General features: G+C 41.4%; 15 protein-coding genes. 13 read left to right on the forward strand and 2 right to left on the reverse strand.

The genetic code is table 11. The features are described 5' to 3' along the window. Positions 1-194: 194 nt before the first annotated feature. From MWU84_RS08205 to MWU84_RS08265, 13 genes are all read left to right on the forward strand, one after another. Positions 195-1328, forward strand: coding sequence for a mandelate racemase/muconate lactonizing enzyme family protein (locus MWU84_RS08205; protein WP_246900490.1), 1134 nt, complete (start codon positions 195-197; stop codon positions 1326-1328). 6 nt (positions 1329-1334) lie between these two features. After that, positions 1335-2780, forward strand: coding sequence for an aldehyde dehydrogenase family protein (locus tag MWU84_RS08210; protein ID WP_246900493.1), 1446 nt, complete (start codon positions 1335-1337; stop codon positions 2778-2780). Positions 2781-2785: 5 nt separating this feature from the next. After that, on the forward strand, positions 2786-3739 hold the full coding sequence (locus tag MWU84_RS08215; protein ID WP_246900495.1) for a 2-dehydro-3-deoxygalactonokinase: 954 nt from the start codon (positions 2786-2788) through the stop codon (positions 3737-3739). Then, a complete protein-coding gene (locus MWU84_RS08220; RefSeq protein WP_246900498.1) occupies positions 3729-4370 on the forward strand; it encodes a bifunctional 4-hydroxy-2-oxoglutarate aldolase/2-dehydro-3-deoxy-phosphogluconate aldolase in 642 nt (213 codons plus the stop codon). Before MWU84_RS08215 ends, MWU84_RS08220 begins: the two co-directional genes overlap by 11 nt. 86 nt (positions 4371-4456) lie before the next feature. Continuing rightward, the gene (locus tag MWU84_RS08225) at positions 4457-6544 is read left to right on the forward strand and encodes a DUF5696 domain-containing protein (protein WP_246900500.1); all 2088 of its coding nucleotides are present in this window, start codon (positions 4457-4459) and stop codon (positions 6542-6544) included. Positions 6545-6718: 174 nt separating this feature from the next. Next, on the forward strand, positions 6719-8035 hold the full coding sequence (locus MWU84_RS08230) for an MFS transporter (RefSeq protein ID WP_246900503.1): 1317 nt from the start codon (positions 6719-6721) through the stop codon (positions 8033-8035). A gap of 27 nt (positions 8036-8062) precedes the next feature. Continuing rightward, on the forward strand, positions 8063-9220 hold the full coding sequence (locus MWU84_RS08235; protein ID WP_246900505.1) for a mandelate racemase/muconate lactonizing enzyme family protein: 1158 nt from the start codon (positions 8063-8065) through the stop codon (positions 9218-9220). Positions 9221-9282: 62 nt separating this feature from the next. After that, complete coding sequence (locus MWU84_RS08240; RefSeq protein ID WP_246900507.1) at positions 9283-11097, forward strand: arylsulfatase; 1815 nt, start codon at positions 9283-9285, stop codon at positions 11095-11097. A gap of 211 nt (positions 11098-11308) precedes the next feature. Next, positions 11309-13411, forward strand: a complete 2103-nt coding sequence (locus MWU84_RS08245; RefSeq protein ID WP_246900509.1) for a beta-L-arabinofuranosidase domain-containing protein — start codon at positions 11309-11311, stop codon at positions 13409-13411. A 24-nt stretch (positions 13412-13435) separates the two neighbouring features. Continuing rightward, positions 13436-15085 (forward strand): sulfatase, encoded by a 1650-nt coding sequence (locus tag MWU84_RS08250; RefSeq protein WP_246900511.1) that lies wholly within the window; start codon positions 13436-13438, stop codon positions 15083-15085. Positions 15086-15141: 56 nt separating this feature from the next. Further along, on the forward strand, positions 15142-16623 hold the full coding sequence (locus MWU84_RS08255; RefSeq protein WP_246900513.1) for a sulfatase-like hydrolase/transferase: 1482 nt from the start codon (positions 15142-15144) through the stop codon (positions 16621-16623). A 601-nt stretch (positions 16624-17224) separates the two neighbouring features. After that, positions 17225-20431, forward strand: coding sequence for a TonB-dependent receptor (locus tag MWU84_RS08260; RefSeq protein ID WP_246900515.1), 3207 nt, complete (start codon positions 17225-17227; stop codon positions 20429-20431). A gap of 64 nt (positions 20432-20495) precedes the next feature. Further along, positions 20496-22199 carry a RagB/SusD family nutrient uptake outer membrane protein gene (locus MWU84_RS08265; RefSeq protein ID WP_246900518.1) on the forward strand — a complete coding sequence of 568 codons (1704 nt, stop codon included), beginning with the start codon at positions 20496-20498 and terminating at the stop codon, positions 22197-22199. A 273-nt stretch (positions 22200-22472) separates the two neighbouring features. On the opposite strand, the gene MWU84_RS08270 is transcribed toward MWU84_RS08265, so the two are convergent. Together MWU84_RS08270 and MWU84_RS08275 are read right to left on the reverse strand one after the other, a co-directional pair. Beyond that, positions 22473-22781, reverse strand: a complete 309-nt coding sequence (locus tag MWU84_RS08270; RefSeq protein WP_246900520.1) for a hypothetical protein — start codon at positions 22779-22781, stop codon at positions 22473-22475. 136 nt (positions 22782-22917) lie between these two features. Then, complete coding sequence (locus MWU84_RS08275; RefSeq protein ID WP_246900522.1) at positions 22918-23964, reverse strand: LacI family DNA-binding transcriptional regulator; 1047 nt, start codon at positions 23962-23964, stop codon at positions 22918-22920. Positions 23965-24176 lie beyond the last annotated feature (212 nt).

Consider the following 24176-nt stretch of genomic DNA (forward strand, 5'->3'; position numbering starts at 1 on the left):
TTCGGGTGCTTAAAAAACAAAACCACCTTAAAAAGCAGTTATCGAGGTCGTTGTTTTAATAATTACGGGGTTGTGCAACGGTTACTATTGTTGGGAGGCTTGTTTGTGCTCATTGTAGCCATCTGTATCCTGGGCTACGCCAACTATTAGAAATGCACCTTATTTTAAGATAATAATTTTTTAGACATAGAATTATGAATATTAGCAACATAGAACCTTTTGTCATTACCCATAAACTGGATACTCCTTTTTATTTTTCGCAGTGGCAATACGATACCAGGAAGATCTGTATCGTAAAAATAACCTTGGAAGATGGCACTTATGGCTGGGGTGAAGGATATGGGCCAGCCGGTGTCATCAAATCAGGAATTGAGTTTTTAAAGCCATTTTTATTGGACAAGAAGGCATTGGAACATGAGGTTTTGTGGCAAGAAATGTATCGACGATCCATGGATTATGCGAGAAGTGGCACACTGCAGGCCGCCATTAGTGCCATAGATGTAGCTTTATGGGATATTAAGGGGAAGATTTTCGGCCAGCCGGTATCCGTTATGCTTGGTGGTATCAAAAATCCCATCATCCAGCCCTATGCGACGGGGTTGTATTTTACGCGGGAGGGCGATTTGGAGCAAAAATTGGTCGAGGAGGCATTGTTGTACAAATCCCAGGAATTTAAGGCTACGAAGATGAAGGTTGGACTTGGTATTGAAACCGATGTTAAATACGTGGCTGCCATAAGAAAGGCAATAGGACCAGATATGAAATTGATGATCGATTCCAACCATGCCTATAGCTATAAGGAGGCCATTGAATTGGCTAGAAAAGTTGAAAAATATGATATTTCTTGGTTTGAAGAACCTGTTTCTCCGGAGGATTATGAAGGGTACCGCCGTTTAAGGGATAATACATCTATTCCAATAGCCGGAGGGGAGTGCGAATATCTAAAATTTGGCTTTAGGCGTTTGTTTGAAAATGAGTGCGTAGATATTGCGCAACCTGATATATGTGCTACGGGAGGTCTAACGGAGGCTAAAAGAATAGCTGCCTTGGCCCAAGCCTACAACAAGGATGTAGTGCCACACAGCTGGGGAACTTGGATTGCCATAAGCGCAGCGGTGCACTTTGTAGGAAATCTAGATCAGAACCCGGGAAGAATGTATAACGAACTACCTACCATGGAGCTGGATAGAACGGAAAATGCCTTACGTGATGAGGTTACCAAACACCAAATTCCAATCAGTAAGGGTCTGCTGCAGGTGCCACAATTACCTGGGCTAGGAGTGGAAGTGGATATGGATGCATTGGAAAAATATTTGGATAAAGAATAGTCAATAATGGAACAAAACTTAAAATTCGGACATAAAAGACTATATCTGGACGGACAATTGATAGAGGCGTCGAACGGGAAATCATATGAGGTTATTTGTCCGGCGAATGAAAAACCCATTGCCACTATTGCTTGGGCCCAGAAGGAAGATACGGAACGCGCACTGGAGTCCGCCCAAAAAGGATTTGAAACCTGGTCCAAATTGCCACTGGAAGAAAGGTTGCACTGGATAGAAAAACTAAGGCTTAAATTATTGGAGAATGGGGACTTGCTGCGTGAAAGTATTATGTACGAAATGGGCAAGACCTGGGAAGGAAGTGAAGAGGATCTTACAAGTATTACCAATTCGTTGAAATTCTATTCAGAGGAGATAAAGCAACGCCATGACATTGAAATAAAAGACACGGAAGGCACTCATGAACACCGAATTATTTCACAGCCTTTGGGTGTGGTCGTTGCATTTTTGGCCTATAATTTTCCACTGTTGAACCTTGGATTTAAATTGGGCCCTGCCCTGGCTTCAGGTTGTAGTATCATTTTAAAGCCCTCGGAGTTCTCTCCCTTATCGGCCTATATCATTGGGGAAATATGTGACGAGATTAGGTTTCCTAAAGGAGTGATCACCATCCTATGTGGAGATCTTAATAATGTTGGGATTCCGCTTTGTGAGAGTAAAATTCCAAGATTGATTACTATGATCGGCTCTACGGAGACCGCTCAAAAACTTATTGAACAGAGCAGTAGGACCTCTATTAAGAGATACAGCATGGAATGTGGAGGCAACGCCCCTTTTATTGTTTTTCCCGATGCAGATCTGGAAGTGGCCATTACACATGGGGCAGCTTTGAAAACTGGAAATTCTGGCCAGATCTGTGTGGCGCCTAACCGCTTTTTTATCCATGAAGCCGTTATTGATGAATTTGTCACTGGAATTATAGATAGATTTAAGCGTGCAAAGATTGGTTTTGGAAGGGAAAATAAACCGGATATGGGACCATTGACAAATAGGAGGTCCGTTGAAAAGGTTCATGGAATAGTTCAGGAAGCTATAAGACAGGGAGGATCGGTACTTTATGGAGGTGATCCTATCACAGGTGAGGGCTACTATTTTCAACCTACCGTTATTCGCCTTAGCAACAAAAAAGCCGAAATATTACAACACGAAATATTTGGTCCGGTAGCCATTATCGTTCCTTTCAGCACCCAGGAAGAAGTCCTGGAATTGGCCAACAATACCAATGCCGGACTTGCGTCCTACGTATATTCTATGGATGAAAAAAAATTAACGTATTTTTCAGAAAAATTGGAATTCGGTGAAGTGCATCTGAACGGACTTAAATTTGATATTTACTTGCCCCATGGGGGAATAAAAAATAGTGGTATTGGAGTGGATTGTTCAACGTACGCACTTGACGATTATCTGATTAAAAAAAGAGTAACCAAAGCTTTGTAATAAACATGGGACTACCCGAAAAATTTATCAGTTGTGATTGGGGGACATCCAATTTTAGGCTGCGTTTAGTGGATTCAACTACATTAAAAATACTTTCCGAATATAAGACCGATTTTGGGATTAAAAAGTGCTATCAGCTGTATAAACAGCAAAAGGAACAGACCCAGCAAGCCTTTTTTGCAGATTATTTGTTGGCACAATTGGACAAATTGGATGTAAACGAAGCTGAAAATAGCTATATAGTGGCATCTGGAATGCTGTCATCTTCCATAGGCATGCAGGAATTGCAGTATTGTGAAATGCCCATCGCTTTTACCGGGGAAGATCTAATTAGTAATTGGATTTCAATGGACAATAATATAAATCTGCTATTAATTTCCGGAGCTAGAACCAATGGCGATGTAATGCGGGGGGAGGAAATCCAGGCCATTGGTCTTTCGGATTACTTGCCCAAGACGGAAAAGGGGGTTCTTTTGTTGCCCGGAACCCACAGTAAACATGTCCAATTCGATAAGGGGCGATTTATGGATTTCACGACCTATATGACCGGAGAATTATTTGAGGTTATTGGGAAGCACAGTATTCTATCGGCCTCTCTGGACCAAGTGAAGTGGAGCCCTTCATTTAAGGATGTTTTTGTGGAAGGAGTTATAAAGGGAGTTGCGAACCAACAGATGGCTTCGCTTTTTTCAATCAGGGCAAATAGTTTAATACATAAAATTTCCAGTTCAGAAAATTATTATTTTCTATCCGGATTGTTAATAGGGGCCGAGTTGGGCCATTTGAAAGAAAGTAGCGAAACCGTATACCTGGCCGTTACGGGAATACAGAACGAATTGTACCAATTGGCTTTGAAATCGTTCCTTCCAATGGACCGAATCGTTTGTTTCGAGTCAAAAATTATAGAAAAGGCCTTATTGGTTGGGCAACAAAAAATTTTAGAACAACATGTCAAATAACGAATCATTTTCTTGGGAACTTTTCAATAGTGCCCCAATTGTTGGTATAGTAAGAGGGGTGTCCATAGAGGTTATGAGGGATATCGTCAAAGCTTATTTAAAGGCGGGTCTGCATACCATTGAAATAACCATGAATACCCCAGGAGCCACCGAAATAATTTCCAAACTTAGGACAGAATTTCACAACCTAAACGTGGGTGCGGGGACAGTCTGCAACATGGAAGATTATAATATGGCCGTAAAGGCGGGAGCTCAGTTTATAGTGACCCCGATCATAGACGAAGCCGTTATTAGAAGTGCTGTGGGACAAAATATACCAATTTTTCCCGGAGGCTATTCTCCAACAGAAATATACAAAGCATGGAGCTTAGGGGCATCCGCGGTTAAGATATTTCCAGCCACCCAACTGGGAGTCCAATTTATTAAAGATATCTCTGCTCCGCTTAACCAAATAAAACTTTTGCCAACTGGAGGGGTTTCACTGGATAATATAAAATCCTTTTTCGAGGCCGGTGCCGTCGGGGTGGGTATGGGAAGTTCGCTCTTCGATAAAAAGTTGATTCAGGAAAGAAATTTTGAAGGCCTTGCCGATCACTTTGCAAAAGTAAGAATGGCAGTAAAGGGATCTTAAAATCGATATTATTAAAAGACCAACAAAATTGTCAGGGTATAGAAATATACTTTGAAGGGGCAATTACACCAAAAAGTTAAAATATTATGAAGAATCTAAAAGTATTGGGTAGCTTATTTACAATCTTACAGTTTGTTTTATTTACAGGTTTTGCCAGCACCGGCAACAGCACTATTAATAACGCTCACGTGGATCCAGTTGTGGTGGAAAACAACGATATCAAGGTGACCGTTAATTCAGTTAGTGGTTGTTTTACGGTGCTAGAGAAAAAATCTGGTCACCTATGGGAATCCGATCCTTGGGAAAAGGCTGCAGGCCTGCTTACCTTGTCCGATGCCAAAGGTAAAAAGCAGACTGTAAATATTTCCAAAAGTAAGAAGGTTCAGGTATTGCGGAAAGACGCGGCCACTGTGTCTATCCAATTTATGGACCCTGTCCTTGAGGATGGGTCTGTTGCCAAGGGAGTAGTCATTGGTACCCAATTAAAACTAGATGACGATGCCGCTACTTTGAACGTACTTGTAAAGGAGTACAGCCAGGGAAGCTTCAAACTTTTGGATTTGCGCTATCCCTCTAGACAGTTTAGTCTCAAGACCGACGAGGATAAGGGGGCGGCTGTAATTCCACAAAAACAGGGGGTTATATGCCCTTCCTATATTTTTCCCATGAACGGTGGGCGTTTTTGTAAGTGGGATGACGCCACCTATAACAATAAATCGGTCGGTACTTTGGAACTGTTCAATAATGGGACAGGGTTAACAATGCCCTGGTGGGGAACCTATAATGAAAAATCAGCAGTCGTAGGTATTCTGGAGGAAGATGCTAGACCAGACATGATGTATAATATCAACAATAATGGGCAGTACCTGTTTAATCCAAAAGGGGAGATGTCTCCCTATCAAAGGGTTGTTTTTTTAGATCCCGTATGGAATTTGGACGGGCAGGCAGGGAAAATGGCCATTAACTACCACTTCATTCCTGGAGGAGATTATGTAGATATGGCTAAAACCTATAAGATGGAAGCCATTAAAAAAGGCTATTTTGTAACGCTAAAGGAAAAGGCCGTGAGAAACCCGAATGTAAATAAATTACCTGGAGCTATATATTTTGGAGTATATGGCGGATATCCCCATTATGTGAACATGCCTGGAATGGCTTTTACCTTTGATGAGCTGAAGGAGATGATCAGAAGCATTCATGACGATTTAGGGGTTAACAAGGCCTTTGTACATGCTTGGGGCACTTTTTCCAATTTTGTACCGCATAACTTCCCCATTAGTGAGGAGTTGGGTGGTCCTGCCAATTTGAAAGCCGCAATAGATCTGGCAAAATCATATGGCTACTTGTATTCTTCCTATCATGCCTATTCCCCTATGTTGGAAAACGACCCCGATTTTACTACAGATCTCATGCAGAGGGATGAAGACGGTAAGCTTATGAATACTGGCAGTCGCTGGGCACGTGTAGATCCCAAATTTCAAAAATCCCTGGCCCAAAAAAATATTGAAAATGAAATTTCATATCTGGGTCTGGAAGCGGACATAACCGATATCACTTTTGCTGCCTATCGTGAAAACGGTAAGGAGGGCAGGTTGGAGCTAGCAAAATACATCGATAGCTTTAACTTGGTAAACGGTACGGAACACGGTCAGGAACAATGGATTCCCTATTTTGATATGTTCGAGGGTATGACCTATCTCGAAGACCGCCCACTTTCTGTAATTTCCCATCCAGCGCCTTTGTTTAATTTGGTATACCACGAGGCCATTGCCAATTTTGGGAAAATACAAGATCCGGACAATGAGGTTACCGCCAATGGTGATTTTAGGATAAAGGCACTAAGGAGTATGCTATTTGGTAGGGGGACCACCATATTTTTTGCTCCTTATGAATTTGAAGGCATGCGGTCTATGATTAAAATGGCCCAAAAATTAGTGAGTCCTGTACATGAGGAAACTTTCTTTGCGGAGTTGCTGAGCCATGAGTATCTAAGTGTCGATTATAAGGTACAGAGGAGCCGTTTTTCAAGTGGGACCGAAGTAGTGGCCAATTTGGGACCAGTGGCCCAAAAAATTGAAGGAGATATCAGCATCCCTGGTTATGGTTATAGAATCACTATGCAGGATGGAAGTGCAAAAAGTGGTCACTTTGAGGTGAGCTTAACGGTTGATTAATTTTAAACGAGGACTAGGATATTTAATGTAGACCAGGAATGCCCAACAGTTGTGATACACTTTCACTACCTTCCTCTCCAAATCCATAATGGGATAAATAAAATAGCCAATTAATAATGCTAGAATATTATAAAACACGTTATTTTAGATTTGTCCAATGAAACAACTATGTAAATGAATTTTTCCAAAACTGCCAAACCCACAAAAAAGCGCTATAATATCTTAGCGCTGATTTTTGGTACGGTAGTAATAAATTATTTGGACAGAACCAATATATCCGTTGCGGCATCGGCCATGAGCGAATCCTTGGAAATAAGTACCGTTCAAATGGGACTGGTATTTTCCGCATTTGGCTGGACGTATGTGGCGCTTCAAATTCCAGGAGGTATCATTGTAGACAAAATACGATTGCGAATATTATATGCCTTAATGCTCTTTCTTTGGTCTATTGCGACATTATTGCAAGGGTTTGTAAATTCACTTGCCGTTCTTTTGGGCCTTAGGGCTAGTATAGGTGCATTCGAAGCACCCTCTTATCCCGCTAACAATGCTATAGTTACCAAGTGGTTTCCCGAAGAGGAAAGGGCGTCGGCCATAGCAATTTATACTTCCGGTCAGTTTATAGGTCTTGCTTTTTTGTTTCCCATTTTGACCTCCGTGCAAGATTGGGTTGGCTGGCGTGGGCTACTCATAGCTTCCGGTATCGTCGGCATCATCTGGGCCTTTGTCTGGTATGTTTTTTACCAGGACCCCGATAGGCACGGAAGCATTAATGCAGCCGAGCTTTCACATATAGAAAAGGGTGGTGGACTTGTAAAGGCAGCCAAAAATTCAAAATCGTTGGAAAAATTCAATTGGGAGGATTTGGCCGAAGCGTTCAAGCATCGCAAATTATGGGGTGTTTACATCGGGCAATTTTGCGTTGGCTCTGTCGCTATTTTCTTTCTCACTTGGTTCCCCACATATTTGGTGGAGTACAGGGGTTTTGATTTTATTAAATCCGGTTTCCTGGCCTCCGTCCCATTTTTAGCGGCATTTCTTGGAGTTCTTTTGTCAGGTTTTACTTCGGACTACTTGATAAAAAAAGGGTACTCCATTGAATTCTCAAGAAAAACACCTGTTCTGATCGGTTTTTTTTTATCGTTCAGTATCGTCGGGGCAAATTATACGGATAGCACCTTTTTTATAATTTTATTCTTGACAATCGCCTTTTTTGGAAACGGGCTGGCCTCAATTACATGGGTGTTCGTTTCGTTGATTGCCCCTAAGAATTTGGTAGGGCTTATTGGTGGGGTCTTTAACTTAATGGGTGGTTTGTCAGCGGTTGTAGTGCCAGTGGTCATAGGTGCCTTGGTAGATAAGGACGATTTTAGCCCTGCACTTTTTTTTATAGGTGGTATCACCATAGTGGGCTTTCTCTCCTTTTTACTAGTAGTGGGTAAAATAAAAAGAATTGAACTAAAAACATCTGAGTTGCCGGTAGAAAACTAATGGTATCCGAAAATAATAATAGAGAAGATGAAAATAACCGACATAAAATCATTTCCGGTCAACATTGCCGAAAGGAGCCAATTGAACATTAAAATAGAGACCGATGAGGGTATCTATGGTTGGGGCGCTTCCGGTCTCAGTGGCAGAGAGTTGGCTGTTATAGGTGCCATTGACCATTATCGCCCACTTCTAATAGGAAAAGACCCGTTTAAAATCGGCGCCATATGGCAGGATTTGTACCGTGGTCAGTACTTTGAAGGAGGTAGGGTATTGACTGCTGCGATTTCCGCCATCGATATTGCCCTCTATGATATTAAGGGAAAGGCATTGGGAGTTCCTGTCTATGAACTTTTGGGGGGGAAACAGCGCGACCATGTAGATTGTTTTGCTTCTTTACTTTTTCGTACTAAGGAAGAACTGATGGAAAAGGCCAGAAAACTAATTAAGGAAGAATGGAATGTGATAAGATTGGCCCCTGCCGAGTACTTAGGTAAGTCCGAATCAATATTTGAACCACGGGAATCTATCGCAATTGTTGCCGCATGGGTTACGCAACTTCGAAAGGAAATAGGATCGTCACCAACTATAGGCATAGATTACCATCACCGTCTTACGGCGGCGGAGACCGTATCATTTATAAATAGAATGCCAGTAGGAACCCTGGATTTTATTGAAGAACCAATCAGGGATGAGACCCCTGAAGCATACGAAAGCTTGCGCAAAATGATTACTGTACCTTTTGCTATTGGGGAGGAATTTGCCAGTAAGTGGCAATTTTTGCCCTATTTGGAAAGAGGAATCACCCAATTTGCAAGAATCGATGTCTGCAATGTGGGAGGATTGACCGAGGCAATGAAAGTAGCCGCAATGGCCGAGGCCCATTATATTGATTTAATGCCTCACAACCCTATTGGGCCTATATGCACGGCGGCTTCCCTGCATCTTGCAGCGGCATCCCCTAATTTTGGTTGGATGGAAGAACTGCACACGCCAGTGGAAAACCCTGGTTTTGACAATCCGAAGTTTTACCCCCAACAACCGGTATTGGAAGGGTCGCGCTATGTTTTGCCTTCTGGCCCAGGTCTAGGGGTCGAATTCAATGAAGAACTGGCATCCAAAGAAGCTTTTAAAATTGTGGAAACGCCCCGATTAAAACGCAAAGATGGATCCTTTACTAACTGGTAAGGGTTTGGAGTATTTTCATTTTTGTTCAAATAATGGATACTGTTTAGGATATCCTGAAAATTATGAATAATCCAAAAAAAATAATAAAGATGAAATGGTTCGGCGCTAATTACGGGATATTTCCTTATAGATTGGGAAATCAACTCTCCATGGCTGCTTTAATGGCTATTTTTATATCCCACTCAACGCTATTATCGCAAACAAAAAAACCAAATATCATTATCATGATGACCGATGATCAAGGTTACGGTGATATTGGTATGCATGGTAATCCATATCTAAAAACCCCGAACATGCAGGCTATTGCCGAAAAAGGTATAGAAATGACCAATTTCCTGGCTTACCCCAACTGCTCTGCATCCCGCGCTGCACTACTGACCGGAAGATACCCTTATCGCACTGGTGTTACTGCCGTTACGCAGGTCGATCATTTTATGAATACCTCAGAATTGACCTTAGCCGAAACTCTGAAAGATAATGGCTATCGCACAGGAATATTTGGTAAATGGCATTTGGGTGACAATTCCCCAATGCGGCCCACCGACCAAGGTTTTGAAGAGGCCCTTGTTCATAAAGGAGGAGGCATAGGCCAGGCTGCAGGGCCTGCCGGTAACACTTATTTCGATCCCATACTTGAGCATAACAACGTTTCAAAGAAGTACAAGGGCTACTGTGATGATATCTTTACCGAGGCGGCCTTAGAATTTATGGCTCAAAAGGACGGAAAGCCCTTTTTTACCTATTTGGCTACCAACTTGCCACATTTTCCATTGCAGGTACCGGATGAGAGAGCCGAACCATATCGTAAGATAGGGTTGCACGAAGACAATGCGCTTACCTATGGCATGATTGACAATATCGACTATAACGTAGGTAGAGTACTAAATCATATCAAAAGGCTCGGTATAGAAAAAAATACCATTGTGATATTTCTTTCGGATAACGGCCCTAGACATAGACGAACAAAAAATGATGTTTATCCCGGTCGTTGGGTTGCCAATCTTAGAGGTACAAAAACTAGTGTTTATGAAGCTGGAATAAGGGTGCCCTTTTTTGTAAAATGGCCCAATGCCTTGTCTAAGGGCAAACAGTTCAAAAATATGGGTTCTGTTATCGATATTACCCCCACACTTTTAGAAATGGCCGAAATACCTGAACCGGTCAATATTAAGTTCGATGGCAAATCCTTGCTTGGTCTTTGGAAGCAAAATGACAGTTCCTTACTTCAAGATAGAGCATTTTTTATCCAAATGCATTATGGCCCCACGCCTTTTAAATATATGCATTTCGCAGTAAGAATGCAGAAATATAAATTGATTGGCCCCCATGATGACCCCCATAATATTTTATATCAGCCTAAAGATGGCGAATTGAAAGAAGTACTGGCCAATCTGGAGCTATATGATGTTGAAATTGATCCGAGCGAACGTGTAAATCGGGCCTCTGATCATCCAGAACTGGTAGAAAACCTATTGGAGCGATACGAAACCTGGTTCGATGAAGTGACCGAAGAACGCGATGCAAAAGGCATACAGCGCATTTATTTGGGTAGTACAGATCAGCGAAATGTAAATTTGTCGCGTTTTGATTGGGGCGGACCAAGGGTGATTTCTGAAAACGAACTTGGGCATTGGCGTGTAAGCACAAAGGCCGGCACATATGAAATAAGCCTGGATGTGCCACCATTGGCGACAGATGGTACCGCACATATTAAATTTCTCAATGTTCATGTTGAGCTTCCTATTAAGAAAAATCAAGAGAGAGTCGTGTTCAAAAATGTTGTACTTCCCCACGGAGATGGTAATTTTCACGCTTTCCTGAAAACTGAAAGGCTGGCGACAGGCCCTCTCTTTGTTGATGTAAAACGGTTGGACTAATCCTACAAGTATAACATTATTGCTTGTGTTAGAGGTTAGGCCATTCAACCGAAATACTTCTATCTATCCTGTAATCGATTCTATTAGGGTAAAATAATGCAAGCCTGAGGTAAATTTCGTTAATCCTTCAGCACTTTATTTTAATTAATTTGTTTGTTCCGGATTTGGAATTGATACAACCCTAAAAAAAACAAATCAATACAGCATAAAAATGGGAAAGTTAACAATTGTCTTCTTTAGTTTAATAATGATCTTCTCCTGCAAGGATAAGATAGGGGATTCTGCAGGGTCACAACAGGAAATAACCAGCAATAAGGATTATGCGGCCAATTTGGATAAAGGCCGGGGTATTTTGAACAATACCCATAGTCCTCATGTAAAATTGAGGAGTATAGACATGGGGGACTGTAAATGGACCGAAGGGTTTTGGGCAGATAAGTTTAAAATAACCGAGGAAAAAATGATTCCGTATATGCGCACCTTGCTTACAGGGGAAACAGGTCATGCTCTAAACAATTTCAAAATAGCTGCTGGCCTAAAAGAAGGGGAACATAAAGGAATGCATTGGCATGACGGGGATTTTTACAAGTTTATGGAAGCGGCCATGTACGTCTATGCACAAAATGGGGATGAAAAGCTCCTTAAGGAACTCGATGAATATATAGATATTATTGGTAAGGCACAAGATGAGGACGGCTATCTACAGACGCAGATTCAACTAAGGGACAATCTTAGCCGGTATGAAAATCGCAAATACCATGAAATGTATAATTCAGGACATTTAATGACCAGTGCCTGCATCCATTATAGAATTACAGGCCAAACGAACTTCCTGGATATCGCAGTAAAACATGCCGACCTTTTGTACTCTCTATTTATGACTGATGATGAGCGCTATGGTCGATTTGGATTTAACCAGACCCAGATTATGGGCTTGGTGGAAATGTATCGTACTACTAAAGATAAAAGATATTTGGAGCTGGCCGAACAATTCATCAACAATAGGGGCAAATACGCTGTTACGGAAACCCCGGAAACAAAGGGTTACCCTATTGGGGATATGGTGCAGGAACGTACGCCTCTAAGGGAATCGGATGAGGCCGTAGGACACGCAGTATTGGCACTATATTATTATGCCGGAGCAGCCGATGTATATGCCGAAACAGGTGAACAGGCATTGATTGATGCCTTGGACAAGCTTTGGATGAATGTTACACTTAAGAAGATGTATGTGACCGGAGCCGTTGGTCAAACACATTATGGAGCCTCCACCAATAGGGATAAGATAGAAGAAGGTTTTATTGATGAATATATGATGCCTAATATGACGGCATATAACGAAACCTGTGCCAATATTACCAATTCTTTGTTCAGCTATAGATTATTGGGGGTACATGGAGAGTCCAAATATGCCGATATCATGGAAAAGGTATTGTATAACAGCGCGCTTTCTGGAATCAATATTGAAGGCGATCGCTATTACTATGCCAATCCTTTAAGAGTAATACACGGGTCTAGGGATTATGAAAAAATGAATACGGAATTCCCAACGCGCCAGGCGTACTTGGATTGTTTCTGTTGTCCTCCAAACTTGGTGCGGACCATTGCACAAGCTTCGGGTTGGGCTTATAGTCTCTCCGATAACGGTGTTGCGGTAAACCTTTATGGGGGCAATTTACTGGATACGGAATTATTGGATGGCACAAAAATCAAATTGACCCAGGAAACCCAGTACCCGTGGGATGGTGAGGTCAGGATTACAATTGATGAATCCAAAGAGGCTCCTTTTGATATGTTGCTAAGAATACCGGATTGGGCGGAAGGTTCTTCGTTGACCATAAATGGTACGGATGCCGGAGTTTCCGTAGTTCCGGGTGAATTTGCAACAATAAATAGAGCATGGAAAAAAGGTGATGTTGTTCAATTGACATTGCCTATGGAGGTCAATTTTGTAGAGGGGAACGATCGTATTGAGGAGGTTCGCAATCAGGTGGCCATACAAAGGGGCCCTGTTGTTTATTGCGTAGAGTCGGCAGATTTGCCTGAAGAAGTCGGTATATTGGATGTATACATCAAAGGGGATCCAAGTAAATTAAGGGCAGACTATAAGCCCGATTTTCTAGGAGGGGTAACCACCTTGACCGGCGAGGTTTTATTGCGCAAGGAAGATGATAATAAGGGCAGTATGTATAATAAAATGCAAAAGCCCGATTGGAAATCTTATAAGACCACCTTTGTTCCTTATTTCGCCTGGTCCAATAGGAATGGAGGGAAAGAGGGTGAAATGACCGTGTTTTTACCAGTGGTTTGGTAATATACAATCATCAACACTTATATAATGGGAATTAGAATATTCATACTGTCACTATTAACGATTGGCTTAGGTTGCAAACCGAAAGAGGTGGCCAATACAAAAGAAAGTCCAAAACCTAATATTCTCTTTATAGCCATAGATGACCTAAGGCCGGAATTGGGCAGCTACGGTTCGGAAATTGCCATTACACCCCATATGGATGCCTTGGCAGCTGATGGCCTATTGTTTAACAATGCCTATTGCCAGGAAGCCATTTGTAGTCCCTCCCGAGCGAGTCTAATGACGGGGGCAAGACCGGAGTCTATACAGGTAATTGAGAATTTCACTTATTTCCGTGAGCAAAATCCCGATATTATAACCTTGCCACAGCACTTTTGGGCAAATGGCTACGAAACGGTGTACGCTGGAAAAATATATCATAACAAAGAATTTGGTGATAGTGAACTTTCCTGGAGCAGAAAACTGGTTGAGACCAATAATCAAAAATCCCAATTTGGATTTAAGCTACCGGAAAACCAGAAAATGCAAAAAGAGAATGCTGCCGCCATGGTTGCAAAGTACGGAGAAAACGCATTGAGAAACGGTTTGGGAAAAGGGCCTGCCTATGAGTTTGCAGATTTTCCGGATAATGAATACGAAGACGGTCATAATACCGATTTGGCCATTGCTACTATGAAAGATATGCTCGAAAAAAATCCGGACAAGCCATTTTTTTTGGGTCTTGGTATGAAAAAACCGCATCTGGACTGGGTAGCTCCCAAGAAATATTGGGATCTGTACAACGAAGAAGAAATACAATTGGCGGAGCACGCAGAAGCACCTAAAGATGCTGCCACCATGGGCCTACACGCCTCATTCGAATTAAGGGCAAGGGCTGATGTTCCTAAAGAAGGCGCCATTGATAAAGAACTTGCAATTAACCTAAAACATGCTTATCTGGCATGTGTAAGTTATGTAGATGCCCAGATTGGGCGTATGTTATCAGCTATGGACGAGGCAGGTGTTCGTGATAATACCATTATTATACTGTGGAGCGATCATGGATGGCACCTTGGAGACATGGGTATTTGGGGAAAGGCTACCAACTATGAGATAGCAACACGAGTACCCTTAATTATTTCCACCCCAAATATGCCGGCCGCAATACGCGGAAAGAAGACCAATGCTTTGGTGGAGCTGGTAGATATGTATCCGACTTTATGTGATTTGGCAGGTGTTTCCTTGCCAGCACATCTTGAAGGACAGAGTTTCGCCCCGTTACTTTCGGACCCAAATCGAGATTGGAAGAAGGCGGTTTTTAGCCAATTTCCAACACCCGCTTTGCGTGAATGGGCCGCCAACCCATTGTCAAAGGGAATGCGTGAAACTTCATTCGGGCCTTTAATAGAAGAAGTGGAAAGACGTATCAAAACACAACAAGGAGATAAATGGAACCGGGATCTGTTCGAAAATCGTCTTATGGGATATGCCATGCGTACCAATAATTATCGGTTTGTGGTCTGGAAGGATTACACCGAGCCCCAGGCAGAACCCGTATTTTATGAACTGTATGATCACCAGAATGACCCAAATGAAACAGTGAATATTGCTGAAGGTAATCCTGGTTTAGTAGAGGAGCTATTGGAGCAGTTCAATAAGGGGTGGCATGGAAATCTTGCGGCCATTTCCAAATAATGGCGGGCTAATTGATATTGTAATTCTAAATCCTATTAATAAAAAAGATTTTTGATATGATGAATATCCTAAAGAATATAAAGTTGTTCTTTTTAATAGCGGCCTTGTTAATGGCCAATATGGTCGGGGCACAGGATAGTAGGCCCAATATATTAGTAGTTCTCTGTGATGATTTAGGATATAACGATGTTGGCTTCAACGGGTCTACGGACATTAAAACACCTGAACTGGATAAATTGGCCCGTGGTGGCACTATTTTCACTTCGGCCTATGTGGCCCATCCGTTTTGCGGCCCTAGTCGCTCCGCCATCATGACGGGCAGGTATCCCCATTTTACAGGGACGGCCTACAACCTATTCCAAAATAGCAGTGAGGAAGATAAAGATAATATGGGTATTCCGGTAGAAGAGACCTATATGTCCAAAGTATTGCAGGACGCGGGCTATTATACAGGTGCTGTTGGTAAATGGCACCTAGGTGCGGCGCCCAAATACCATCCCAACCATAGAGGTTTCGATAATTTTTACGGTTTCTTGGGAGGGGGACACGAGTATTTTCCTGGTAAATATCAGATAACCTATCAAGAACAGCTTAAAGCTGGAAATAAAAATATTCGGGATTACCTAAAACCTCTTGAGCACAACGGTAAGGATGTCAAGGAAACAGAATATCTGACAGATGCTTTCTCGCGGGAGGCCATACGCAATATTAAAACAGCCGCTGAAAAAAAGAAACCATTTTTTGTCTATTTGGCCTATAACGCACCACATGTTCCTTTGCAGGCGAAGGCCGAGGACCTTAAAAAGTTCGCTAATATCAAGGACAAGGATAGACGGACATATGCAGCAATGGTTTATGCCGTGGACCGTGGAGTAGGGCAGATAATTAAAACATTAAAGGAAACCAAACAGTATGGGAATACCCTAATTGTATTCTTGAGCGATAATGGAGGCAATACCGATCATGGAGCCAATAACTATCCATTGAAAGGAACAAAAGGAGATACTTGGGAAGGCGGTTATCGGGTGCCTATGTTCTTTCATTGGCCCAATAAAATAGTTGGGAGGTCACATTTTGATTTTCCCGTATCAGCACTTGATTTGTATCCTACATTTGTTCAGATGGCAAAGGCCAATATTCCCCAAGGTAAGAGGGTAGATGGCAGGGATATAATGAGCGACGTACTTGCTGGTACTGATTTCTACAGCGATCAAATGATCTATGCTTTGCGTTACCGTGAGGGGTATTCGGATGTTGGTGGAAGGAAAGGCGATTGGAAAATTACCCGAATGGGCAATGAGCCCTGGAGACTTCATAATTTAAAAGAGGACATTGGGGAGAAGAAAAATTTAAGTGGCAAATATCCTGAACTACTACAAACCATGGTTTCTGAAATGGAAAATTGGACCCGGGATTTTGTTCGGCCACTTTGGTTCTATTCCGAAAAAGATCTGGAATATTGGACCGATGGCAGAATGCCCCGATATGATGAGACCTTCGAAATAAATAAGTTGGTAACCCACCCCTATAAAAATTAGACTCAATAAAGGGATCGCTATTAATCTGGATCAATAGTTAAAACCTACGCGTATTCCTATGGTAGGAGAACTAATGATATGGCGGCATCTAGTTTACATAATGTGGCTTGGATACAATTCTAGTTGTTATTTGCCTATAGAGGGGGTAATTAAGTCTTGGAGCCCCTATTAAGTAGTTTGATGATCATTCATTTTTATATCATTCTGATAAATCGGAAAACATCTAAACTCTATTAATCTTATTACTCTGCATCGGGCTGCTTTGACGGCCACGGTGGTATTGGTCATTAGTGAAATTTTAGAAATGATGAATGGGTAAAATAGTGTTATCTAGGGTTAATATAAGCAAATAGCCTTCCTTGTTTTTGCGCTTCTTTTGTTAAAAGGTATTGATATTTATCAAAATGATAATTGACTAGATCAATTTTAGGCATATCATTTCATCTAGCAAAAGGAAAAGTATTCTATCTAATTGATTAAAGATGAAATGACAGAAAAAGGAGAGTGCGGTAACACCCTCCTAAAACTTCATGCAGTGCATGTGATAAAGGTAAATACCCCATTGGCGTGGGGCATGTTTAACTCTAACTAAATCAAATTTATGAAAATTAAATGGTTAACCAATGTGGGAGGCAAGGGCTCTCCGAACAAAAAGTTTCGCTTATTAAAATTAACAACAGCTTTTTTATTGACGATTACGGTAAACGCGAACCATTCTGCAATTAGTATTAAGTTTACCGATGCTGGAGAAAATTTTTCCACCAAAGAAATACAGCAAACCATATCCGGTTCCGTATCGGATGCTATGGGGCCTTTGCCTGGTGTAAGTATTGTTATAAAAGGGACTTCGCAAGGAACTACTACTGATTTCGATGGAAATTATAGCATAGAGGTAGCGGATAATGCGGCCATCTTGGTTTTTTCTTATTTAGGTTATAAATCTCAGGAAGTTCCTGTAGGTTCCAATACGGTATTGAATGTAACCTTAACAGAGGATACTTCGGAGCTGGATGAGGTGGTTGTGTTAGGGTACACAACAAGAAAAAAGGGTGAACTTACAGGGTCGGTAAGCACGGTAAGTTCTGACGAAATAGAAAAGGCAGGGAATAAGGATCTGGCCAAATCACTTTCCGGTAGAGTGCCAGGTTTAATAATTTCGGATAGAGGAGGATTGCCGGGCTCCACAGATGGTAATGATATTACACTTTTGATAAGGGGTAAGTCGACCCTGAACAATAACTCTCCGCTAATCCTTATAGATGGTATTACAGCTAGCAGTTTTTCGCATTTAGCTCCGCAAGATATAGAATCCTTGACTGTCTTAAAAGATGGGGCGGCGGCCATATACGGGGCTAGGGCAGCTAATGGGGTTATATTGATCACAACTAAAAGAGGTAAGACGGGAAAGCCTAGTGTCAATTTTAGCTCATCCTACAACGTTTCTAGTTTTTCTGCCACTCCAGATTTGATGTCATCAGAGGAATATGCAATTTATAACAATGAAATTGCGGAAAGAAATGGAACCCCTTTGCCTTTTACCCAGGAGGATATTAATAATTATGCTTCTGGCACGGATCCTATCAATTATCCGAATACGGATTGGGCCGATCTTACATTTGTCAAATCTTCACCAGAATCCAGGAATTCACTTTCTATTTCAGGTGGTAGTGAACATGTAAACTATTTTGTTAGTGGTGACTTAGTGGAACAGGTAGGGATGTACCATTCAGGAGATTTGGATTTTAGTCAAAAACAGGTTCGTTCCAATATCGACATTGATCTAACCGATAGTTTTACCTTGGGAGTAGACCTATCAGGTAGATTTGGGGATAGAAATCAGCCAGGAGTAAGCGAAGGAGAAATATATAGTAGAATCAATACCAATGAGCCAACAGAAGTAGGTGTTTATCCCAACGGGTTGCCTGGATGGGGAGGTGAAAATGGAGCTAATCCCTATGTCATGTCGACCAATGAGTCTGGTTTTATCAAGAGAATAGATAATGAGCTTCGCGGTAAGTTTTCCTTCGATTGGAGATTGGATAACCTTGTAGATGGTTTAAGGGCCAAAGGTTTTGCGGGCGTTACTAGAATGAACAACGATATTAAATCATGGTATACCCCATGGACCGTGTATACCTTTCAGGAAGGGTCTGGAGAGTATATTCCATCCCAAGGTTTCGCCCAGGGTCAAGGCAGACAGAGGACGCTGCGCGAAAGTTTTTGGAAGTATGATGAACTTTTGCTCAATGCTACATTGTATTATTCTAAAGTCTTAGGGGGTAATCATTCAATTAGTGGTTTTGTTGGTATTGAGCAATCTACTTCGAACCAACGTAGTTTCTGGGCAGAGCGCAGAGGGTTTCCAACGGACGATCATCCTGAATTATTTGCAGGAAGCGATGACGGGCAACAATCCTATGGTGAATCACAAGAATGGGGCCGTCTAAATTATTTTGGTTCCTTTTCCTACGATTTTAAGAAAAAGTATTTTATCGATTTCACTATTCGCCATGATGGCTCCAGCAACTTTGGACCAGGTAAAAGATTTGGCACCTTTCCAAGTGTTGCTGGTTCTTGGGCAATACATCAAGAGTCGTTTATGGAGAATGTTGATTGGTTAAATACCTTGAAATTAAGGGCTTCATGGGCAAAAATGGGTAATGACCGAATAGCGCCATTCCAGTACTTGACCCGATACAATTATGGTGGTCCCACAAATAATGCACAACCAAACTATGCCGTTTTTGGTTCGCCGGGCGTTAGTTATAATGGGTATACTAGTGCAAACGTACCTAATCCCAATATTACTTGGGAAACAGCCTATATGAAAAATTTAGGGCTTAATTTCACGATGTTCGGTAATAAATTGTCAGGGGACATTAATTATTTTTATCAAAATAGAGAGGATATTTTGGTAACAAGGGCCGCTGCAATTCCAGATGCGGCAGGAATTACCTTGCCTGCCGAGAACATTGGAAAAGTGGATAATTTTGGTCTGGAGTTGGAGTTGGGATGGAGAGACCAGGTCAATGACAATTTTAGTTACAATTTTGGAGCCAATTTTACACAGGCCAAGAATGAAGTGGTCTATCTGGCCGAGGCGGCCGATGTTCCTGAATGGAGAAAAAGAGAAGGCCATTCCATGGATTCTTATGTTACCTATCCCACTGCAGGAATATTTCGTGACCAAGGACAGGTTGATGCCACCCATGTTAAATTGGCGGGCACCATTGAAGGTGAACCTATTTATTTGGATACCGACGGTAATGGTTCAATTGATGCCAATGATAGGGTCAGGGCCTATTCTTCCAATGTTCCTGAAATTCAATTCGGTGTTTTCGGCGGCTTTAATTATAAGGATTTCGACTTTAGTTTTCTGTTCCAGGGGCAGGCTGAGGCTGAAATGTTGATTTTCTTTGAGCGTCCTGGTGCACGTCCCGATTTTCTTTTCAATGAAAGGTGGACCCCGGACAATAGAAATGCAAGATACCCTAGGGCCTATAATACGGGAGATCCATACAGTACTAACCAAAGCGGTAGCTCCGCTAATTTTGAAGGTGCCGATCTATGGCTTCATGATGCTTCCTTCATAAGGTTGAAGCAAGTGGAATTGGGATATACCTTTCGCAAGGAGGACATTAAACTCGGAGATTTAAAAGTGTTTTTGAGAGGATACAATATCCTTACCATGTTCTCGGACGTTGCCGATTTAGGTCTGGATCCTGAAGCCAATGGCTATTATGATTTTAGGCAGAGCACCTATCCCTCTTTACAGACCTATACCTTGGGGCTTAATTTTAGCTTTTAAGGAAGTGTTCTAATAATTAACCTTGGAAATCAAAAGTAAGAAGATAAAAATAAAATATAAGGATATGAAAAATCTAAGATTAGCATATTTATGGGCGGTTTTGGCCCTTGTTATAGGTGCCGGATGTGAGGATGTATTGGATACTGAGGCATCTGATGCCTTCGCAGAGGATTTAATATACAGTGACCCCGTTCAAGTTGAAAGGTTGGTGTTCCCGGTTTATAATAGTACCGAGAGTTGGGGTTTGAACAAATTTCAATGGTGGTCCAGAAGGTTTAATATTGAAGTTGGTTCTTTTGAAGCGCGATTCAATTTTAATGATCTGGATCAACTTAGGCTAAGAGCAGGATGGACTCCAAGTAATGTGGGAGTTCTAGGTGAAAAGTGGAGTAATTATTGGAGTTATATAAGGTCGTCCAATGAGTTTCTGGATAAAATAGATGATTCTGAGGCCATGCAAGCCGATCCTGAAAAGGTGAGCCTCCTTAAGGCGGAAATGAAATTTTTAAGAGCCAATATTTATACGAAGTTAATAAAGTATTACGGTGGAGTTCCTATTTTGGAAAATGCCTTGGGACTGGATGATAATTTCGACTTGGTACGTAATAGTTATGAGGAGTGTGTGGATTTTATTGTAAAGGAATTGGACGAAGCTGCTGCTATATTACCTGAAACCAGACCGGCGAGTGAATTTGGAAGAGCTACTAAATTGGCGGCCCTGGCTGTAAAATCCAGGACTTTATTGTATGCGGCAAGTGAGCTGCATGACCCAAGCACTGCACCTAACGGGCCTCTATACGATTATACCAAGTCCACCAAATGGCAAGATGCAGCCAATGCGGCTAAGGCGGTAATTGATCTCGTTGGGGCTAAAGACCTGATAGCAGTTTCGGATGCCACGGATTATCATAATTTATTTTTGTCCCCAAATGAGGACATATTGTTTGCCAGAGCTTTTAGCGGAGCCTATTACGATTTTGGAACGGACGCCAATTCCCTTTGGAATCAGACCCAGGCCCCAAGTGGCTATGGTGGATGGGCATTGTCTTCCCCAACACATAATTTTGCTCTTTTGTATAATATGGCTGACGGAACCAGCACTTCCGAAGGGGGTTATGACCCTACGAGTCCTAACGAGAATAGGGAATTAAGATATTATGCCGACCTTAACTATAACGGTGCCCAATTTAGAGATCGTGATGTACAATATTATTTGTCCGAGGATGTAGATGCTTATCCTCACGGTTTGGATTCTCCACAAGGCTTGGGAAATACAGGGCATTCTTCAAAGACTGGATATAATATTAGGAAATTTCAAGATGAAAGTGTGGGGTTGACCGATGTCTCCCCCAATCGTCCCTATATTCTGTATCGATTGGCGGAAATTTATTTGAACTATGCCGAGGCACAATATCATTTGGGCGAGGAAGGTATTGCCCGCGAATTTGTTAGTAAGGTGTCTACAAGAGCGCTTCAACCTGCAATTACTTCTTCAGGAGCCGAATTGTTGGAGGATATAAAAAGGGAAAGAAGGGTGGAACTTGCCTTTGAAGGGCATAACTTCTTTGATGAAAGACGTTGGATGAACGAAGATCATCTAGGTTTTGAGGTAAAAGGACTTAAATGGACCAAAGCCTCGGATGGCACAGTGTCCAATGAAGAGTATACCGTGGTCAATAGGCCCTGGTTTGAACGTCAATACTATTTGCCAATTCCAGCTTCGGAGGTTGAAAAAGCCCCTTCAATGGTTCAGAATGATGGATATTGATTTTTCTTGTTGAAATCTTTTAAATGAGATGTGATAAAAGGTAACTCCTAGGGGTATTTTAAGAATTTAGTTTTAATTGAGTTAGTGCAAAGGCCATCCAATAATATCTGGATGGCTTTTTTTTTATGTTACAATGGTAGTTTTTTTAGAGTATATGACTAATAAGACTGTGCCATCATAATGTGTTGTTTGGGATGCTTTCATAATCCAGAGTGTGCAAGATCTGATTTTGGGGGTATTTATCAGTGGATAGACATATTGAAGCAATGGTTCCTATATGGAATTAATGTAGGTAGATAGGTTTATTTCCCGCCTGATATCCATTTTTTTTCTCAAGCGGTGTCTGGCTACATGGACGCTGCCTAGCGAAATACCTAATAAGTAAGCCATTTCCTTTCCGCTAAAATTGAGTTTGATGAGGGCACAGATTTTTAAATCGGCCGAACTTAAATCAGGGACTTTTTCTAGTAGTCGCTGGTAAAACCCTTCATTTTGGGATAAAAATCGATTGTTAAAATCGTCCCAGAGGTTAACGGAACGCTTTTCGATTGATTTTAAAAGGGTTCTGGTAGAATTGTTCAAGTCCGATTTTTCTATATGATCACTTAGAAGTTTAATCAGTTTTTCGCGTTCAAAATAAAAATCGATTATAGTCTTTAGGACACAAAAGTGCGATTAGGGTGGTAAAAACCAATAGCAGATTCATTGTTGTTTAAAACTATTTATTTTGGAATAGTAAAGAACTGTCAGCAAACTTTTCGTTGACAGAGGATTCCCTTATGTTGAGTTCACCATTAAGAATAATCGTTTCTGGCTGGTCTGGCCCTTTGTCTATAAGTTGCAATAAAAGATCCGCTGTCTTTTTTCCCATTTCAAAAGTGGGTTGTTTAACACTGCTCAGTTGGGGAGTGTTTAATTCGGCCATTTGGGTTTCGGTAAAACCCATTACCGCAATGTCTTCGGGAACGCGAAACCCCTGGCTTTTAAGTCTTTTTATGACACCAAAGGCCACAAGGTCGTTAAAGCAGAAAAAGGCATCCGGAAGATCATTGTTATAGATGAGGTCCTCAATGATGGCAATGCCATCCTTGGCCTGCAGGCCTCCTTCTATCACCTTATAATTCGCCTTTGGAATTCTATGTTTATCCATGGCCTTCAAAAATCCCTGGATTCGATCGTTGGAAACACTTAAATTCTTGTATCCGGAAAGATGATATATTTTTGTATACTGCTGACGGAGGAGATGTTCGGTAGCGAAGAAACTCCATTTTTTATTGTCGAAGAGTACTTTGGAGGCTGGCAGGGATTCCTCCACTCGGCCCATAAATACTATAGGGTATCCGTTTTGGTATTGTTTTAAATAAAAACTCATATTATTGCTTTCAACCGTTGGGGCAATAATAAGACCATCGACCATATTATGGATCAGGGTTTTAACATTCGCTAATTCTTGTACGGCATCTTCGTCAGATTGCATTATCAGAACTTGATACCCGTTGGATATGAATACTTCCTGTATTCCAATAATGATTTCTGAATAGTATTCATTAACAAATTCCGGCACTACAATACCAATGTTGAAGGTTTTCTTTTGGCTGAGTTTTTGGGCAATGGGATTAGGATGATAGCCCATTTCCTCCGCGGTTTTTAAAATGAGTTCCTTGGTCTCCTTTTTGATGTCATACTTGTCATTGAACGCTCTGGAAACAGAGGAAATGGAAACATTTAATCTCTTGGCGACGTCTTTAATCGTGGTGTGTTTCATTATTCAATGCTGTTAAATCCTTTCCAAATAAACATTAGTAAGCCATGCGAAGCATTCCTAAATCAATAATTAAAGGGTGTGCCTGTTGCAATACTGCTAATTTCTTAATAGATAAATTTTTGATTTCCCAAAATTACTTAAAATAATTACAATATCGGAAACGTTTCCGAAAATTTAAACCGTTTTCGGTAACGTTTCCGATGATTTTTTTT

This window comes from Arenibacter sp. F20364 (assembly GCF_023015905.1).
In the GTDB taxonomy this organism is placed as follows: Bacteria; Bacteroidota; Bacteroidia; order Flavobacteriales; family Flavobacteriaceae; genus Arenibacter.

Coding starts and splice junctions, on each gene's coding strand:
- MWU84_RS08205 (WP_246900490.1), top strand. CDS start 195: ATGAATATTAGCAACATAGAACCTTTTGTCATTACCCATAAACTGGAT.
- MWU84_RS08210 (WP_246900493.1), top strand. CDS start 1,335: ATGGAACAAAACTTAAAATTCGGACATAAAAGACTATATCTGGACGGA.
- MWU84_RS08215 (WP_246900495.1), top strand. CDS start 2,786: ATGGGACTACCCGAAAAATTTATCAGTTGTGATTGGGGGACATCCAAT.
- MWU84_RS08220 (WP_246900498.1), top strand. CDS start 3,729: ATGTCAAATAACGAATCATTTTCTTGGGAACTTTTCAATAGTGCCCCA.
- MWU84_RS08225 (WP_246900500.1), top strand. CDS start 4,457: ATGAAGAATCTAAAAGTATTGGGTAGCTTATTTACAATCTTACAGTTT.
- MWU84_RS08230 (WP_246900503.1), top strand. CDS start 6,719: ATGAATTTTTCCAAAACTGCCAAACCCACAAAAAAGCGCTATAATATC.
- MWU84_RS08235 (WP_246900505.1), top strand. CDS start 8,063: ATGAAAATAACCGACATAAAATCATTTCCGGTCAACATTGCCGAAAGG.
- MWU84_RS08240 (WP_246900507.1), top strand. CDS start 9,283: ATGAATAATCCAAAAAAAATAATAAAGATGAAATGGTTCGGCGCTAAT.
- MWU84_RS08245 (WP_246900509.1), top strand. CDS start 11,309: ATGGGAAAGTTAACAATTGTCTTCTTTAGTTTAATAATGATCTTCTCC.
- MWU84_RS08250 (WP_246900511.1), top strand. CDS start 13,436: ATGGGAATTAGAATATTCATACTGTCACTATTAACGATTGGCTTAGGT.
- MWU84_RS08255 (WP_246900513.1), top strand. CDS start 15,142: ATGATGAATATCCTAAAGAATATAAAGTTGTTCTTTTTAATAGCGGCC.
- MWU84_RS08260 (WP_246900515.1), top strand. CDS start 17,225: ATGAAAATTAAATGGTTAACCAATGTGGGAGGCAAGGGCTCTCCGAAC.
- MWU84_RS08265 (WP_246900518.1), top strand. CDS start 20,496: ATGAAAAATCTAAGATTAGCATATTTATGGGCGGTTTTGGCCCTTGTT.
- MWU84_RS08275 (WP_246900522.1), bottom strand. CDS start 23,964: ATGAAACACACCACGATTAAAGACGTCGCCAAGAGATTAAATGTTTCC.